At 51.3% G+C, this 16,635-nt stretch carries 15 protein-coding genes; 4 read left to right on the top strand and 11 right to left on the bottom strand.

Annotation, left to right across the window (positions count from 1 at the left end; genetic code table 11):
- Nucleotides 1–4: 4 nt before the first annotated feature.
- From J3P34_RS00735 to J3P34_RS00720, 4 genes are all read right to left on the bottom strand, one after another.
- Nucleotides 5–1,147, bottom strand: a complete 1,143-nt coding sequence (locus tag J3P34_RS00735; protein WP_210485993.1) for an efflux RND transporter periplasmic adaptor subunit — start codon at nucleotides 1,145–1,147, stop codon at nucleotides 5–7.
- 22 nt (nucleotides 1,148–1,169) lie between these two features.
- Nucleotides 1,170–2,498, bottom strand: coding sequence for a TolC family protein (locus J3P34_RS00730; protein ID WP_210465796.1), 1,329 nt, complete (start codon nucleotides 2,496–2,498; stop codon nucleotides 1,170–1,172).
- A gap of 43 nt (nucleotides 2,499–2,541) precedes the next feature.
- Nucleotides 2,542–3,114 (bottom strand): TetR/AcrR family transcriptional regulator, encoded by a 573-nt coding sequence (locus tag J3P34_RS00725; RefSeq protein WP_210465795.1) that lies wholly within the window; start codon nucleotides 3,112–3,114, stop codon nucleotides 2,542–2,544.
- Between the two features lie 712 nt (nucleotides 3,115–3,826).
- Nucleotides 3,827–4,810 carry a YpdA family putative bacillithiol disulfide reductase gene (locus J3P34_RS00720; RefSeq protein ID WP_210485990.1) on the bottom strand — a complete coding sequence of 328 codons (984 nt, stop codon included), beginning with the start codon at nucleotides 4,808–4,810 and terminating at the stop codon, nucleotides 3,827–3,829.
- A 389-nt stretch (nucleotides 4,811–5,199) separates the two neighbouring features.
- Between J3P34_RS00720 and J3P34_RS00715 the strand changes: the two genes are divergently transcribed.
- From J3P34_RS00715 to J3P34_RS00700, 4 genes are all read left to right on the top strand, one after another.
- Entirely contained in the window at nucleotides 5,200–7,365 is a 2,166-nt protein-coding gene (locus tag J3P34_RS00715) for an FUSC family membrane protein (RefSeq protein WP_210485988.1), read from the top strand.
- A 423-nt stretch (nucleotides 7,366–7,788) separates the two neighbouring features.
- Entirely contained in the window at nucleotides 7,789–8,319 is a 531-nt protein-coding gene (locus J3P34_RS00710) for a GAF domain-containing protein (protein ID WP_210485987.1), read from the top strand.
- Between the two features lie 269 nt (nucleotides 8,320–8,588).
- Nucleotides 8,589–9,086, top strand: coding sequence for a Panacea domain-containing protein (locus J3P34_RS00705; RefSeq protein WP_210465791.1), 498 nt, complete (start codon nucleotides 8,589–8,591; stop codon nucleotides 9,084–9,086).
- On the top strand, nucleotides 9,067–9,459 hold the full coding sequence (locus J3P34_RS00700; RefSeq protein WP_210485986.1) for a hypothetical protein: 393 nt from the start codon (nucleotides 9,067–9,069) through the stop codon (nucleotides 9,457–9,459). Before J3P34_RS00705 ends, J3P34_RS00700 begins: the two co-directional genes overlap by 20 nt.
- A 113-nt stretch (nucleotides 9,460–9,572) precedes the next feature.
- Here the strand turns inward: J3P34_RS00700 and J3P34_RS00695 are convergent, their stop codons facing one another.
- From J3P34_RS00695 to J3P34_RS00665, 7 genes are all read right to left on the bottom strand, one after another.
- Nucleotides 9,573–10,433, bottom strand: a complete 861-nt coding sequence (locus tag J3P34_RS00695; protein ID WP_210485984.1) for a bestrophin family protein — start codon at nucleotides 10,431–10,433, stop codon at nucleotides 9,573–9,575.
- 256 nt (nucleotides 10,434–10,689) lie between these two features.
- Nucleotides 10,690–12,138, bottom strand: coding sequence for a DUF4394 domain-containing protein (locus J3P34_RS00690; RefSeq protein WP_210485982.1), 1,449 nt, complete (start codon nucleotides 12,136–12,138; stop codon nucleotides 10,690–10,692).
- A gap of 955 nt (nucleotides 12,139–13,093) precedes the next feature.
- Nucleotides 13,094–13,528, bottom strand: a complete 435-nt coding sequence (locus J3P34_RS00685; RefSeq protein WP_210485980.1) for an SRPBCC family protein — start codon at nucleotides 13,526–13,528, stop codon at nucleotides 13,094–13,096.
- Between the two features lie 277 nt (nucleotides 13,529–13,805).
- Nucleotides 13,806–14,222: a VOC family protein gene (locus J3P34_RS00680; protein ID WP_210485978.1), complete on the bottom strand. Its 417-nt coding sequence runs from the start codon at nucleotides 14,220–14,222 to the stop codon at nucleotides 13,806–13,808.
- Between the two features lie 50 nt (nucleotides 14,223–14,272).
- A complete protein-coding gene (locus tag J3P34_RS00675) occupies nucleotides 14,273–14,728 on the bottom strand; it encodes a helix-turn-helix transcriptional regulator (RefSeq protein ID WP_210485976.1) in 456 nt (151 codons plus the stop codon).
- A gap of 148 nt (nucleotides 14,729–14,876) precedes the next feature.
- The gene (locus tag J3P34_RS00670; protein WP_210485974.1) at nucleotides 14,877–15,257 is read right to left on the bottom strand and encodes a cupin domain-containing protein; all 381 of its coding nucleotides are present in this window, start codon (nucleotides 15,255–15,257) and stop codon (nucleotides 14,877–14,879) included.
- A gap of 84 nt (nucleotides 15,258–15,341) precedes the next feature.
- On the bottom strand, nucleotides 15,342–16,262 hold the full coding sequence (locus J3P34_RS00665) for a helix-turn-helix transcriptional regulator (protein ID WP_210485972.1): 921 nt from the start codon (nucleotides 16,260–16,262) through the stop codon (nucleotides 15,342–15,344).
- Nucleotides 16,263–16,635: the final 373 nt, after the last annotated feature.

Here is a 16,635-nt window from a genome sequence, read left to right as displayed (position 1 = left end):
ATTATTATCTGGCACCAACTGGGGCTCCGGTGGCCGGTTGCGGCGCACCTACCTGGATTTTGGCGCCCTGGCGCAGTTTCTGGATACCCTCCACCACAATCACATCGCCGGATTTGAGGCCTTCACGGGCCACTATTTTGTCCTGGAAGCGGGTGCCTAGCTTGATGTTCTGCTGCTGCACAGAATCGCCCTGCACTTTGTACACGTAGAACTCGCCCAACTGCTCGGTCACGGCTTTGAACGGAAGGGTGATCTGGTTTCCTATGTCCTGGTTCAGCACGTTCAGGGTCACGGTCATTCCGGAAACCAGCTGGCGGTCTGGGTTAGGGAAACTCACGCGCACGGTGATGGTACCGGTCTGCGTGCCGATAGCGCGGTCAATGGCCGTTAATTTACCGGTGTGCGGGTATCTGGAGCCATCGGCAAGGGTCAGCGTAAAAAGGGAATCTGGCTGGTTGCCCTGCTTGAGGCGATTGAAACGGGGAAGTTCCTGCTCATTGATCACAAAGTCCACGCCGGTAGGTCCGTCTGAGGAAATGGTGTTCAGGAGCGTCTGGCCCGGGCTCACCTGCGAACCCACGCGCACCTGAGAGATCCCGATGGTACCGCTGAAAGGTGCGTTGATTAAGGAGTAACCCAAATCTGTGGCAGCACTGGCCACCTGGGCGCGGGCTACGGCCACCTGGGAACGGGCGGTTTCCACATCGGCGCGGGCGTAATCTACGCGCTGGCGGGCAATGGCGTCCTGCTTGGCCAGGTTCTCATAGCGTTCCAGGTCTTTCTGTACCCGGTTGAGGTTGGCCTGGGCGCTACGCACGTTGGCCTGCGCCTGGCGGTAAGCTGCCTGGTACTTGGTGCGGTCAATCTCGTACAGCCGCTGGCCTTTGGTTACCCGCTGACCGTCTTTTACAAAAATCTGGGAAATATAACCGCTTACCTGGGGGCGCAATTCCACTTCGCTGAGCGGCACCACGGTACCGGGGTAAGTGTCTGTGCCTACCACATTTTCTTCAGCAACGGTAATGGTGTTCACGGGAACCGGACCGCCCATCATAGGGCCGGCAGGGGCGGCTTCCTTTTTGCCACAGGAAATCAAAAACGCGCCAGACAAAGTGAGCGCCGTCAAGGTGGATAGATTTATCTTCATGATACTATGGTTTTTCTCTCGGTTAGTTAACTGCAATAGTGCCCAGGGCGCGCTGCACATCCAGTTTGCTGGACAGCACGTTGTACAGGGCATTGTAATAATTGAGCTGGGCGGTTCTGAGGTCGGTCTCGGCCACAATCAGGTCCAGGTAGGTTTTAATGCCCTCGTTGTACTGGAGCTTGATCACGTTGTAGACATCCTCGGCCAGCTGCACGTTGCTTTGCAGGGTCAGCCAGTCATTGTAATCGCTCTTGTAGTTAGCCAGGGCAGTCTGGTACTCGGTGTTTATGCGGCGCTGGATATTCTGCAGTTCCACGTTCAGGCTTTCTTCCTGGAGTTCAGAGATGCGCACGTTCTGCAGTCTGCGGCCCCCCTGGAAAATAGGGATGCCTATCTGCAGCCCTAAAGCCGAGGTGGGGTAAGATTGGCTGTAGATGTCTGAGAAGGTGGAGCTGAAGAACGTAGGGTTGTAATTCACGAACGCCGAGGCCGTAGGCAGAAAGCCCCACCGGTAGTAGCGGGTGTTCAGGCCCTGGATCTGGCGTTGCGTTTGCACCTGCTGGAACTCTACCCGGTTGGCGAAGGTCACATTCTGGGTGGTGTCCATGAGGATGTTCTGCTGCATCTGGTTGTAATCATAAGCCAAGGTGAGGGGAGAACCCACCGGCAGACCCATGAGCTCCTGCAGCACGGCGGTGCTGGACTTGATGGCCTCCTGGGTTCTTTTGCGGTCTGCCCTGATGCTGTTAAGCGTGATGGAAGCGCGCTGGTAATCGGTCTTGTCTACCAGCCCCTGCTCATACTGGGCGCGGGCATCGCGGTACTGTTTCTCCTGGCGAAGGATGTTCTCTTCCAGAATCCGGAGCTGTTCCTGACTCAGTAGGATGTTGTAAAAGGCCTTGCTCACGTCTACCACCGTATTGATCTTGGTGGCCTGCGTGTTCAGGTCCAGCGCTGAGCGAGTAAAGCGCGCAGCCCGGGAGGCCAGCAGCAGGTCATTGCTGTACAGGGTCTGGTTTGCCTGGAAGTTGATGTTGGAGGTGTATTTCTGCCCGATGGTGATAACCTGGTCCCCGAACACACTCTGCTGCCGCTTGATGTTGTGGGTAAGCGCGTAGTTCGCAGACACCTGCGGCAACCAACCCGATAACTGCGCCCTGATCTGGCGCTCGCCAATCTCTTCGTCTATCTGTGCCTGTTGTACCTGGGCCTGGTTTTTCAGGGCGTACTCCACGCACTGCTGCAGGGATAGCCTGCCAGCGGTGCTATCTGGGGTCACCTGTGCCCACAAGGCCAAAGGTGCCAGAAGGCAACTCAGCAGCAGGGGCACCAGATATTTTGTTTTTTTCATAATTGAGGGTGATAAATGTATTAGAAGCTGATTAGGGGGTGATTTATAGTTTACGAATGCTGTCCCAGATCATCTGAGCCAGTTGCTGGAACTCCTTGTCTCCCAGCTGCACTCTGCCGTCCAGGTGGACCCGGGCGGCGGTCATGATGCTGCTGTGGATCATGATGGACATGAGTTTATGGTCCACCTCCCGCAGGATACCATGCTGGTGGCCCAGGAGGATAAATTCTTTGATATCGTTCTGGATGCGATCATTCTGGTCGGCGGGGCAGCGCGGGTAGTAAGGCGAGCTTACAAACTGCTCAATAAAGAAAAGCACATCGGGGTGCTGGATGTAGAACTGGCAGCGGCTGATCCAGCGCAGAAAGAAGTTCTCCTTCAGGTCCATGCCCTCACGGAGGTCTTTGTGCACGGCTTCCTGCACCTGTTGCTGGGTGTAGGCAAACAGGTCCATGATGAGGGTGTCTTTGCTGTCAAAGTAATGGTAGATGGTGCCCGCGGCTACCCCCGCTCTTTTGGCCACCATGCTCATGGGCGTGCCATGGAAGCCGTTTTCCTTGATCAATTTCAGCGTACTCTCCAGAATCGCTTTCTTCTTCTCTGCAATAATCTCCAAGGTGTTTTTCTGTCTATTGAACGTTCATTCGGTGTGCAAAGTAAAGCAGGTCAACCCTGTTTATACAAGCCATTGTTTGTTTTATTCAATAGAGAGGAAAGCGGAAAGGAGATGTGTTGTGTATAACAACCTGTTAATCAATGAATTGATATGGTGTTATCTTTTAGTTACCTCTGGGATACCCTAAGGCCATTGGATTTTAGGTAATTATCTATTCCGGGCCTGTTCTTCCAAAATCAGGCCCGGAACAGAGGCTTTCTATAAGGAATGGGAGAGGAGTTGGAGGAGTGGCTTGCATGTTTTCAGACAAGGCCGGTTCAGGAATTTTCTGATTGTTCAGGAGGGAGGTGCTAGTCTGTTGACTTTATGAAAAATCATTGCCATTGACTGGCTGGAAAGCATCTGGCTGGTGTTAGGTAAACTGTCAGCACTTGCAAGGTGAAGCTTGTCCTTTGAATTGGAGGAGGCCTCTTTTGGTTTCGGGGCCGTTTTTCCGAGACTTGGCCTATCCTCGGTCTGTCCCTGGCAGACCAAAAGTATGACTTAGAAATCTACAGGGTTGGTCTGTCAGGGGACAGACCAAGGAAACAAGGAGGCAAACCGAGGAAACGAACCAAGGAAAAAGGAAACAGGTTGACTTAAAAAAACTGTGTCCCGGTGAAGCTTTCGTTTGGGGGCCTATTTCAGAAAATCAGCCCTTAAAAGAAAGAGACTAAGAAACCTGGTCCTGGGCCAGTATGTGCTGCACAATTTTCTCGGCGTGGTCACGGGAGTTTTCAATGAACCAGAGGTGCGTGTCCATGCCGCCGCAGACCACGCCCGCCAGGTAGAGCCCTGGCTGGTTTGTTTCCATGGTTTGGGTGTTGTGCTGCGGGTACAGTTTGTCGTCTGGGGAGAGTTCTACGCCAAATTTCCGGAGGAGCTCAAAGTTGGGTTTGTAGCCGGTGAGCGCCAGCACAAAATCGTTCTCCACCGTGATAGGCCCATCGGGGGTATTGATGTCCACCTCGCCGGACCGTATGGCCGTGATGCAGGAGTTGAAGTGCGCCTTGATGCTGCCCTCCTTGATGCGGTTCTCCACATCGGGGCGGACCCAGTATTTCACCCGCCGGCCTATCTCCGGTCCCCGCACCACCATGGTGACCTCGGCGCCTTTGCGGTAGGTTTCCAGGGCGGCATCCACGGAGGAATTGCTCGCGCCCACCACCACTACTTTTTGCAGTGCATAGTAATGCGGGTCTTTGTAGTAATGCGTCACGTGCGGCAGGTCCTCACCGGGCACGTCCATGAGCGCGGGCAAGTCATAGAAGCCGGTAGAGACAATGACTTTGCGGGCCTTGTAGGTTTCTTTGATGGTCTGTACCTCAAACTGCTCCCCAGTCTTCTGCACCGACAGCACTTCCTCAAACAGCCGCAGGTTCAGGTTAAACTTGAGCGTGACGCGGCGGTAGTATTCCAGGGCCTCGTTGCGGCGCGGCTTGGGGTTGTCAGAGATAAAAGGCACGCCCCCAATCTCCAGTTTCTCTGAGGTGGAGAAAAACGTCATGGTCACCGGGTAGTTGTAGAGCGAGTTGACCAGGGCGCCTTTGTCAATGATCACGTAAGAGAGACCGGCTTTCTGGGCCTCAATACCGCAGGTCAGGCCAATAGGGCCGGCCCCAATAATGACAATATCAAATTCTGAAGAGGTACGCATGCCGTAAAGGTAATTCAATGAGTGAACGAGTGGGTGAGAGAACGAATGAATATAGAGGAACAGATATAGGTGATTCAAACAAATAAAAATAATACGCAGGAAATGGTTTTAGGCTTAATCTGAGATGCCTGTTGGTCAATGCCTTGGACTTTGGCTGCTCCTTTTGACCCAAATCCCCACTTGCGTCTATTACGTTAAGGCTTTGGGTTGCGCCTGACGTTTTTACGCTGTTTCCGTAAAAGTAGCCCAAATATAGAGACGGCTGCTGAGTTGAAGGGCTGCCAACCTGATTTTAGGAGAAGCCCTGCTGCTTTACTGAAAGTTAGTACTTTCGATTTTAGGTCATATTCATTCAGTCACTCAATCACGCATTCACCCATTAGCAAAGAATGAACAGGAAAGTAAGGGAGCTCCAGTCTTTTTTCTACAGCCAGAACTTCTATGACGGCATCCGCACCACCGTGGCGGCGCTGCTGCCTTCCTTACTTTTCTCGCAATTGGGCCATTTTGAGACGGGTATTACCATCTCCCTGGGGGCCATCAGTGTGAGCCTGGCAGATTCGCCGGGACCCGAGCGGCACAAGCGCAACGCCATGCTCCTGAGTATTGGCCTCTGCACAGTTATGGCGCTGGCCATTGGCTTCGCCCGCATGCACGTGGTTACCTTGGGTTTGGCCATTCTGGTGTCCAGCTTTCTTTGCTCTATGCTGCTGGTGTACGGGATGCGGGCCTCCTTTATTGGGCTGGGAGGCTTGCTTGTGCTGGTCATGACCATGGACCGGCCGCTCACGCCGGAGCAGGTGTTTATCTACAGCGGTCTGGTGATGGCGGGCGGCGTGTGGTACATGCTTCTGAGCCTGATCTCTAACCGGTTTATGCCTTACCGGCCCGCGCAGCAGGCCCTGGGCGAGTGCGTGAAGGAAGTAGCGAAGTTCCTTCGGCTGAAAGCCGCTTTCTATCATTCCCAGACAAATCTGGAGGACGATTACCGCCAGTTGATCTCGCAGCAGATCCTGGTGAGTGACAAGATGGATGCTCTGCGCGAGCTTATGTTCAAGAGCCGACAGCTCCTGAAAGAGTCCACGGATACCGGCCGCACGCTGCTCATGGCGTTTGTAGACCTCGTGGATCTGTATGAACAGGTCACCGCTATCCATTATGATTATGGATCCATCAGAGAGAAATACGGGCATACGGGACTGCTGCCGGAGTTTGCGGGACTCATAGAACTACTCGCCGATGAGCTGGACAACATTGCCTTTTCCGTGCAGGCCAACCTGCCGCACCGCAACACCCAGGACCTGACCTCTAGGCTGGACCAACTCAAAACCGGCATTGACGCCGTGGCCGAGAAGGAAGACCAAACCAGCCACCTTGTTTTGCGCAAGATTTTCGTGAACATCAGGTCCATTGCCCAACGGCTCACGGTGATCAGGTCTTACTTTAGCCTGGATAAAGAGGAGCTTAGGAAAAGGTCCCGGGAGATAGAGTTCTCGCTTTTTATCTCGCACCAGACCATTGACCCCAAAGTGTTTCTGAACAACCTCACTTTTGGGTCATCGGTGTTCAGGTTTTCGTTCAGGGTGGCGCTGGTGGCACTGTTCGCCTATGCTTTGACCAAGTTTTTCCCGTACGGGCAGCATAGTTACTGGGTCCTGCTTACCGTGATTTTCCTGATAAAGCCCGCCTTTAGCCTGACCAAACAACGGAACAAAGAAAGGATCATCGGGACGGTGGCGGGAGGGGTGCTGGGGCTGCTGATCTTGTACCTGGTGCAGGATACGCGGCTTCAGTTTGCGTTTATGCTGGTGTTCATGACCGGTTTCTACAGCGTGCAGCGGATCAACTACATGCTGAGTGTGACGCTCATGACACCTTTCATGCTCATCCTGTTCAGTTTTCTGGGCGGCGGGGGCATGACCATTGTGCAGGAACGCATAGTAGATACCGTGGTGGGCTGCGCCATCGCCTTTGCGGCTACTTATTTCATATTTCCTAATTGGGAGTCCAAGCAGGTGGGCCGATTGCTCAAAAGTGTGGTGCAGGCCAATCTACGGTACCTACAGGTGTTGGCCGAAAGACTGGCCGGAAAGGAGATCACCGAGGTGCAGTACAAGCTGGCCCGCAAGGAAGTGTACGTCAACTCGGCGAACCTATCGGCGGCGTTCCAGCGCATGACCGATGAACCCCGCAGTAAACAACTGCACCGGCAGGAGATTTTCCAGTTTGTGGTTCTGAACCATATTCTGTCGTCTTACATAGCCACTATCTTCTCGTCCAGAAGGAACCGGGCACCGGAAACCTATCCTACCGTTTTTTTCAAAATCCTGCGGCGGGCAGAGTTTTCCCTCTCCGAGGCGCTGCAAACCTTAGACCCCGCTGAAAAAGCCTGCGAGAGCACCGTGCACCTGCCCGAGCCTGAAGTGCCGGAACCGTCCGGGCTTTCCTCAGACGAGCTCCTGCTCAAAGAACAGCTGGAGTTAATCAAGAAGGTCTCCACGGATATCGCCAAGATCTCTGCCGTGCTGCAAGGCGAGCAGGTGAGCAAGACTTAAGTAACTACTTTCATGCAGGGAGAGCAGCCGTTTTTAATGGCTTTCCTGTTTAGCGCCTGTTCTTGAAAAAGGCAGCCTGAAATGGGAAGAAGGGCAAGGAAGGGGAGTCGTTCTCCAGCAACTTCCTTTCGGATTGCAGGAAAACAGGTCATCGAATCAGTTTGGGTATGTTTCTTGCTGTGCCTTCTAAACCCTTATATTGCGGCTTGACGAACTGCTTTAATGGAGGGTGTTTACCGGTCTTTTGGGTGCTGCATGGGCAAATACAAGATTACTTTAATATTAAGCTAAGCCTTGGGAAATAGTCACTTATAACTTTTCCCATACTTTCTTTAATATTTCATTTAACCTTGATTTGAATTGGACGTAAAGACGGAAATCTTAAAGCAGTAGTGGGAAAAGAACAGACAAGTGTACATGGCCATGACAAATACTTTTGGGGTAGATATTATCCCTCAAAATGAAGCAGAGAGGTTGAGGAAACTGCATGATTACCAGATTTTAGATACAGAAACAGACGGTCCTTTCAAGCATATCGCGGCGCTGGCGGCGCATATCTTTAAGGTGCCCATTGCCCTGATATCCTTTGTGGATGCGGACCGGGTATGGTTTAAGGGCAACGTGGGCATGGAAGACACCAACGAGGTAGATAGAGGCCAAAGCCTGTGCTCCTTGTCCATCTTACGGCAGGAAGCCACTATTTTCAGGGATGCCCTTCAGGAGCCATGCCTGGCGAAGAATCCGCTCGTAGCCGGAGAATTCGGGCTCAGGTTCTACGCGGCGGTGCCCATCACCACCTATGATGGCTATAACCTGGGGGCGGTTTGTATTTTAGACAAAGAGCCCCGTGAATTCACCATTGATGACAAAATCACCCTGGAATACATGGCCAAGCTGGTTATGGACGAACTGGACCTCTGGAAGTGCCAGCTCTATACCCAGACTATGATCTGAGGCTTCCATTTTAGAGCCGTTTTGCAGAAAATACCCTTGAAAAGCCTGAGCAAATCCGTGTTCAGGCTTTTCGTTTGGTCCTAATTATAGCCTAAAAAGTGCCCTGCCTACCAGTAGCGGGGTGCCCCGTTATCATGCTGCTTTTCAAGGGATAAAGGTCCTCGCCACTTTTGTTTTCCCAGCTTTATCTTTATATTTTTGTATTGTTAACTGCCCAACCTTCCTTTCAGGCTGGGCGTTACTTTAATAGAGGTAAATAATTGAAAGTCATGGAAAATGCTCTGGCAGTGGCCAACTTCTTTATCAAGAAGTCTTTTGACACCGGCGAACCCGTGACCAATATGAAGCTGGTGAAACTGGTGTACATCGCCCATGGGTGGTACCTGGGCCTATCAGGGCAACCACTGCTGACTGAACCCGTGGAGGCCTGGAAATATGGCCCGGTGGTTCCTTCCATTTATTACAGTTTCAAAGATTACGGGGGCGAGACCATCAAGCAGATGGTAACGGCGGGCAACGCCAATGAGTCTGCCCTGGTGACCCTCTCTGATCCCGACCTGGTGCCGTTCCTGGAGAAAATCTGGGAGGTGTACGGGCAGTTTTCGGGCGTGGACTTGTCTGCTATGACCCACCAGGACAATACCCCCTGGAAACAGGTCTGGGACACGCAAGGCAAGCACAGCAACAATGTCATCATCCCCAACGATCTTATAAAGGAATATTATCAGAAGCTAGTGAATGCCCCCCATGCAGCCCAATCAGCCTAGTCCGTCTTCCAACCTTGATCTTGCCGCCATCAGGGCATCACCGCCGCCGCCGGCAGCATTAAGGAAGGCCAAGGAAGAGGATGAATGGTTTGCCAGCGACAGGCGTAAAAGGGAGCACCAGCGGGAGCAAGGGGCCAAAACCATCATCCACTGGGCCATTCAGGGAAACATCATCATAGCAGGTATTGTCATTGCCATCTGTATTGGGGTGCGGGGTTTCCACCTCATTGCCGCCGAGGAGTGGAAGTGGCTGACCAAGGAACAGATTGAGGTTCTGGATAACTTGGCCAAATACGCCGGCTCAGGGGCTATTGGCAGCTTACTCACCAGGTACCTGACCAAAAACGTAGACACCGGGCCACCACCAAGGTAATGGGGTAGGCCTGATTAGGATATAACTTAAAAGGAGAGCTGACCGCTCTCCTTTTTCTTTTCATGTACTTCCCTGCTTTCGGGCTCTTTTTTGAAAAACGAGTCTTAAACGGTTTACCCCAGCAGTTCGCCTACGTGCTTGCGGATGTTGTGGCAGATCTGGTCCAACGGCAAATCATTGTCATCAGTGCCGAAGGGGTTTTCAATTTCCTCGGCTATCAATTCCAGGCTAGCCATGGCGTACAAGACCAGCATCACCATCGGGATTACGTAATAGCCCATGCTGAACGCCCACCCAAACGGCAGTGTCATGACATAGAAGAAAATGAATTTTTTGATGAAGACGCTGTAGGTGTAGGGGATAGGTGTGTTCTTGATGCGCTCACTGGCGCCGGTTACATCGGTCAGGTTCCTGATCTCCTGGTCCAGAATCATCAACTGCCCCGCAGAAAGGGTACCGGTTTGGTGCAGATCGTTTACTTTTGAAAAGATAGCGCCGGCAATTTGGTTTGGGAGGTGTTTTTCCGTTTTCAGGTCCAAAACAGAATCCAGCTCCTGGTAGTCTTCGTTCTCGCGCAGGTGGTTCTTCAGGGCGAAGGCAAAGTTGGGAATCATCTGGCGGAAAAAGAGTTTGTCTTCCGGCTCCTGGAGGCAGGCTTGCAGTTTCAGGGCCAGATTGCGGGAACAGTTGGTAAGGCTGCCCCACACTTTGCGGCCTTCCCACCAGCGGTCATACGCCGTATTGGTCCTGAACACCAACAAAAGGGAAATTACAAATCCGAGCACGCTGTGCATCAAGCCCACATTTTTAAGGTGGTTTGCCGCTTCTTCCTGCAGATAGTTTAGCTCCAGGTACGCTACCAACCCAGAATAAACCCCAACCGCAAATAAAAGCGGCAGCAACTGCCGGAAGGTGTCTGATCTGGAGAAGCGGAAAATGAAGACAAACCAGTCTTTGGGATTGTAATTGATCATAGAAGAGGTACGCTGCAGCGGTTAAAAAGGGCCAGTGCTAGTGTAGAGGTGCCTCAAATATAAAGGATTTAGTTTGGCTTCCTGTTTTCTGTTGATGGCTGCAAGGTTTGCCTAGGATAAGCTTACTGGCACCGTTTTGGCTCCGTTTTCCTGAAAACTGCCTTAAAATAACCCTACCTGTTGACTCATATACCAAAAATCGGTTGATCCTACTTTTCGGGTAGGACCAACCGATTTTAAGAATAGACCAATTTGATTAAAAGCCCAACCCAAGGGCAAAGCTTACCGGAGTCTGCGAAAGGGTAGACACCAGGGTAGCACTGCCGGTACTCAGGTTGATGCGGTAAATGCCGGATTGTGCGCCGGTTTGCAGAAGAGCCAACGCGGTGCCGCTTACGCCTCCAATGTCAAACCCGCTGTTTGGGCCGGTGGCTACTCCCAGGCTGCCAATGAACACCTGGGTTCCGGCGTTGGGTGGGTTCTGCAGGTAAAGACCATTGGTGTTGTAATCAATGTTATACAGCGCGGTGGTGGTAGCCCCGGCGAAGTTATTGGTATAAGCGCTGGCGTCTACCGCTGGGCTACCCGGATTGAGCATCACGTCTGCCATGGCTACCGTGCCGGTGTTGGGGTTCAGGCGCAGGTTCTGGCCGGTATTGCTCACCACCCGTATTCTGTCTACCGTAGGGTTGAAATCAAACCCGAAATACTCCCCGGACAAGGCAGGGGTGAACGGCGTACCTACGGGGCTGGCGACACCCGAAGCCAGGTTCACAGTATACAGTTGGCTGGTGCTGCCCAGCGCGTAAAGCTGTGAAGTGGCCGGGCGCATGTCTATGCCCAATACTCGCTCACCGGGTTTAAGGCCGGTAATGGCTTTGGAGACCACCATGGAGGCACTGTACGGATTGAAGATGAGCAGATTGTTGCTGGCATCTACCCCGTAGGCTACCGGATTGCTAGGAATGGCAATGCCCAGAAGGGTACGGTCTGTTTTGCCCAGGTTCATGGCTTTGCCGGTAGCCAGGTCAATGCTATAGAAGCGGTATTTGTTTCCGTTGGAAGCTTCTTTCTGGTTCTCGCTTCCGCCACCCCGCCCGAATAGCACCGCAAGGGCCAGCGAATTATCCGGGGCTATGTCAAAACCTCCTTCGCCCACCGCCTGCACATTCAGGCGGCCAACTTCCACCAGCGTACCGGCGTTAGGCGGATTCTGGATATACAGCTTATCGCTTTTTACATCTATGTCATAGAGGGTAGTAAAAGTAGCGCCTGCCATGCTGTTGGTATAGGCCACCGCCACCACATCTGGGTCGCCGGGGTTCAGGGCTCCGTCTGTGGCTGCTACCGCTCCCGTTTCTGGGTTCAGTCTGAGGTTTTGGTTTTTATCCGTCACCAGCCGGATGCGGTCTACCGTTGGGTTAAAGTCGAACCCTACCTGCGTACCATCTATGGCCGGCGAGAAAGGCATGGTGCCCACCTGGGTGGCCATTCCGGTGTTTTGGTTGATCACGTACAGGTAACTCTGGTTGCTCACCCCGTAGAGTTGCCCGGTAGCCGGCCTGAAGTCGATGGCCAGGAGTTTTTCACCACTTCTCAGGCCCGTGATATTCACCTCTCCTGCTTCCTGCACCTTGCCACCGGTGGTGTACTTCACCAGTTGATTATTGTCTGTGAGGGCGTAAAAGGTTACATCACTTTGCACCACCGCTTCTAAGCCAGATGTAGCGTTTAGATGGTCTTTAGATTCCAGTACGTCTTCTGAACAGGATGTTAGAAGACTAGAAAAGCAGAACAGGCCCGAAACCCATACTTGAAAGCGATAATTTTTTTTCATATTACATAGGTTTAAGTGATTGAATGACAGAACCTACGACCTGTAATTGCCACCGGATTTTACAAGGGCCACGAAAATTCTGTTATAATTTTCCTTCGCTTAGAGGGAGAAGAAAAGGATCAGGGCTGAACAAAGGTTCTTCTTGTCTGACGCGTAATAGAAGAGTGGCCGGGACAAGTAAATCAATGAGGGAAACTGCTTGGATTAAACAAGCTTTCTTCGCTGTTATCAGCGAATCACAGGAGTTACCAAGTATCAGAACTGAATAGCAAATTGGCGCCTTCCTGCAAGTGCAGTTCGGTGTTTGACTGGAAGTGATTAGGGACGTTGATCCGGTCCGTGCCCGCATGAACCCTAGCCTTTGCTCTTATTCACCTGCTGCGTGGCTCTGTTTAACGCCGGTTTCCAGTTAATGCCGTTGGCTGATGCGCTTTTAAATGCAATCCTTTGGTGGGAATGACCGGTCCTTTTATGCGCTACAGAATGGCTACTTTGGGGCAGTAGCAGTTCTGTAGGCGGTAAGAATCCCAGGTTCCACCAGTAGACCTAATACCGGAACCCAACTGCGGGTTTTAAAGAAGAAGGTTGGTTTTCGTGGCTGATGAGAGGCGGAGGGCTGTCGCTTCATGGGCGTTTCAGACACGTACGGGTGAGAGTTGGGTGTAAGAAAATGGCCTTACTTTTCAAAGAAGAGCCAGCCTTGCTTTGGGGATGTTTTTCAGAAAACATCCCAAAAGCAAGGCTGGCCAAGCATAAACAAAGTGAAAATATCTAAACTTATAGGCTCCCTTCAGAAAGTCTGTTCTTCGGGAGTGAAGATAATCTAAGCAGTTTTCTTCTCCAGATAGGCAGGCAGGAGCTGACCAATGATCTCATTCCAACCCGCCTCAAAGTTGGTACGGGCAAAATCTGGATTACTGACAGGGAAGGTTTCCAGCCCGGTATGGGTGAGCCTTACTTGGGTTTTATCTCCCTGGGGAAACAGTTCAAAGGTCACCAGGGTGTTGCCGGGGTAGCCGTCGTAGCGCCAGCTATAGGCGATTTTGCGGCCTTGCTCCACTTCCGTTATCTGGCACAGGTGCAGATAGCTTCTGTCCTCAGGGCCGCCGGAGAACTGGAACTCAAAACCAACCTCTGGTCTGAACTCTGCCAGGTCAAAGTACCATTCTTTCATCTGCTCCTTGTGGGTAAGGGCTTGCCAGACGGTTTCTGAAGGGGCATTTACGGTACTTTCTACTAAGATCGGGGTGCTTTCCATTTTTACAGAGTTGGTTTCAGAGGTGTTTTGGTTAAATCGGCCTTGAAACTAAGAAAGGAATCTGTAAAACTCAGCACCTATTTTGGATTGGAGGGAAATACCGCAAGGAATGCTTAACTGGAAAGCTGGTGCTAAAAGATACAGGGTGACAGAAGGGAAGAGGATTTTCCAGCAAAAAAGTCCGGGCAGCCTCTGCTTAGGGAGACTGCCCGGACCTATTATCTGGCAAAGTATAGTTGGTCTGGTTTAACTATCCGGTGGCTTACTCAATTGTGAGTTATGCTTCCTGCTTTTCGCCTAAAGAGAACCAGTTGCCTGAGTCATCAGAGAACAGGGCCTCGTAGCCGTAGAATTCTTTGGTGGGCGGTTTCTTGAAGACTACGCCTTTGGCTTTCATTTCTTCGTAGGTGGCGTTCAGGTCGTTGCACTCAAAAATCCCGAAGCCAAAGGTGCCATTCTTTACCAACTCTCTCATTTGATTCGCAGCCTCGCCTTTGAACATCATGCCTTCTTCAATAGACATCAAAGAGATCTGCAGGTCTGGTTGCTCTGGGGGGCAGACGGTGAGCCACCGCATACCTGGTCCCATGGAGGCATCTGTATGTACTTTAAAGCCGAGTTTGTTCACGTAGAAGTCAAAAGCGCTGTCCTGGTTCAGAACAAACACGCTCACGTGGTTCATTTTTGTAATCATTGCTTTCCTGGTTTCTGTTTTACAATGACACAAAAGTCTGAAGTTTATCTTTACCGGACCTCTTCAAAATTGCTTTTCTCGGCCCAGCCTTTCTGCGAGGCAAAACAACCCGGGATAAACCTGAGCGGTTGCGCCTTGATCTGGTCTTGCCTTAAACAGTACAGTTGCTGGTATTCTGAGGGTGTTTTCCCTACTGTTTTTTTGAAAAGGCCGGTAAAAGAGGTGATGCTGTCAAAACCCACTTTAAAGCAAGTATCGGTTACGGTGCAGTTGGTCTGCAGGAAATGCTTGGCCTTTTCAATCCTTACCTGGGTGAGATAATGGTGCGGCGTTTTGCCGTAGATGGATTTGAAGAGCCTGATGAAGTGGAATTTTGAGAAGGAGGCCTCATCAGAGATATTCTCCAGGTCCAGGTTCTGGTGGTAATTTGAGTCAATAAAGAGTTTTGCCTTTACAATGCGGCTGTAAAGGTAAAACTTGGGGTAGGTCTGGGCGGCCGAAGTCAAGGAAAGTAAGCGTCTGTTTGGTTAATGGCCCTGGGTTAAGATGATTCCTGGCGGTACAGAGCACTTACTTTTCTGGCATCGGCTACAGGAAGAGCGTAAATCTCCCTAAAGTTGGGTGGTAAATTGGTGAAATCCAATGAAGGGCGGCCTACAATTCTTTGGCGTAGTCTACCATTCCTTGGAAATCAACCACAATGGCGGTTTCATCACCCACGGTCCAGGCATCATGGCCAGGGGGTAACAGAGATACATCGCCGGGTTTGCAGTCAAATTCTGTTCCGTCATCCATCACCACATGCAGGGTTCCTGCCACGTGGTACTGAAAGTGGGCAGCTTCGCAACTGTGGGTTTTAGCAATGGGCTGTACCGAGGTGGACCAGCGCCAGCCAGGCTCCAAAAAGGCCCGGCCCACGGTGGCCCCGCCAACTTTCACCAGCTCAAGCCTTCCATTAGGGAACCAGCGGACCTCATCGGCCTCGCCGAAGTTTTTCCACTCCGCTTTTTTCGATTCGGTGATTACTTTTTCCATGACAGTAGTAGCTTTTGTACACCGCAAATGAAAGAAGTATGCCTGACCCGGAATTGTAAATAAGTGGGCAAAGCATGTAAAAATTCACCCTTTCCTGCGCAGTGCAGAGGGAGAATAGCCGGTCCGCTTTTTTATGAAATGCGTGAAATGGGGCTGGTCATCAAAATTGAGGTAATAGGCGATCTCTGAAACCGTCTTGTCAGTGGAAACCAGTTGAACCTTGGCCTCCAGCAGCAGCAAGTCATGGATGATCTGCAAAGGAGAACGCCCGAAGGTCTGGCTCACCGCCTCTGCCAGATGCCTTGGAGAAATGTTCAGCATCTCTGCATAGTCATTCACCGTTCTGCTTTGGATAAAGTGTTTCTCCACCAGCAGTTTGAACTGTTTGGCTAAGTGCTCATGCCTGGTCAGGTTTTGCTTTAATTCCATCACATGCTTCCGGTAGATTTCGCGGACCCTTAAAAGCAGAATGAGAATCAGGTGGCAGAGCAGGAAGTTCTTCTCCGGCGAAGAGCGCTCATTTTCCTCTATAATGTTTTTGAACGAGGTCTGCACCAGGTCACTCTCACTCTGGTTGAGGTTCACAATATGCGGCGCGTCAAAGTGGAAAAAAGGAAATTCCTCCTGCAAGGGCCTGGAAAGGTGGGGCTGCAGGAATTCAGATTTAAAATGGATGCAGTAACCCTGACAGTTTTTGATATGGTCACTGGCGTAAAGCATGTTTTCAGGGACAATGACCAGGTCATTGGGGTTCAACTTCAGATGGTCGGCGCCTAGCTTTACGTCATGCTCGCCGCTGAGCAACAGGTAAATGAGGTTGAACTGCCTTCTCAGGGCCGGAATAGAATCACAGTTCTTGTGCTTGTCTTCCAGGGTGCCGGGCATTACCATTAAATCAGCATCATGAAAGTTTGTATCATGGTTGATCAGGCGTTCAAACATCTCAAGCGTGCCGATGTTCAGGATCTCATGCTCCTTGTTTCCTGATGCGGTATGCTTTTTCATGCGTCAACCCATTTCTGCAGCCTATTTAGTTCACATCAGAAACTCCTATGGTGTCAATGCACATCTAGGTCAAAAGGCTTATTTGAGTCTGGAAAAGATAGGTTACTCTCCGCCAGAAGGGAAGATTGCCTTTCCATTAACAGGTAGTCCGTTTAAATCTTCTTTACTACGATCTCACCTTTATATGAACGTAAAAATGATCACCCCGATAGAGTCATAAATTCCAATTGATTTCCAGACCTGGGATCACTTAGGCATCCATTCCTTTGCCAGTTCCGAGGTGATAAACCTTGAATTTAAATGAAGCCTATTCCATCTGCGAGGTAGCAAAGGCTTCAAAAAAAGGATAGAACCGGGGCAAGCCCGTTCTATC

Origin of the sequence: Rufibacter aurantiacus (assembly GCF_017916345.1) — a bacterium.
Classification (GTDB): domain Bacteria; phylum Bacteroidota; class Bacteroidia; order Cytophagales; family Hymenobacteraceae; genus Nibribacter; species Nibribacter roseolus.
The sequence above is the reverse complement of the archived record's forward strand: the minus strand, read 5'-3'. Positions and strand labels throughout refer to the sequence as shown.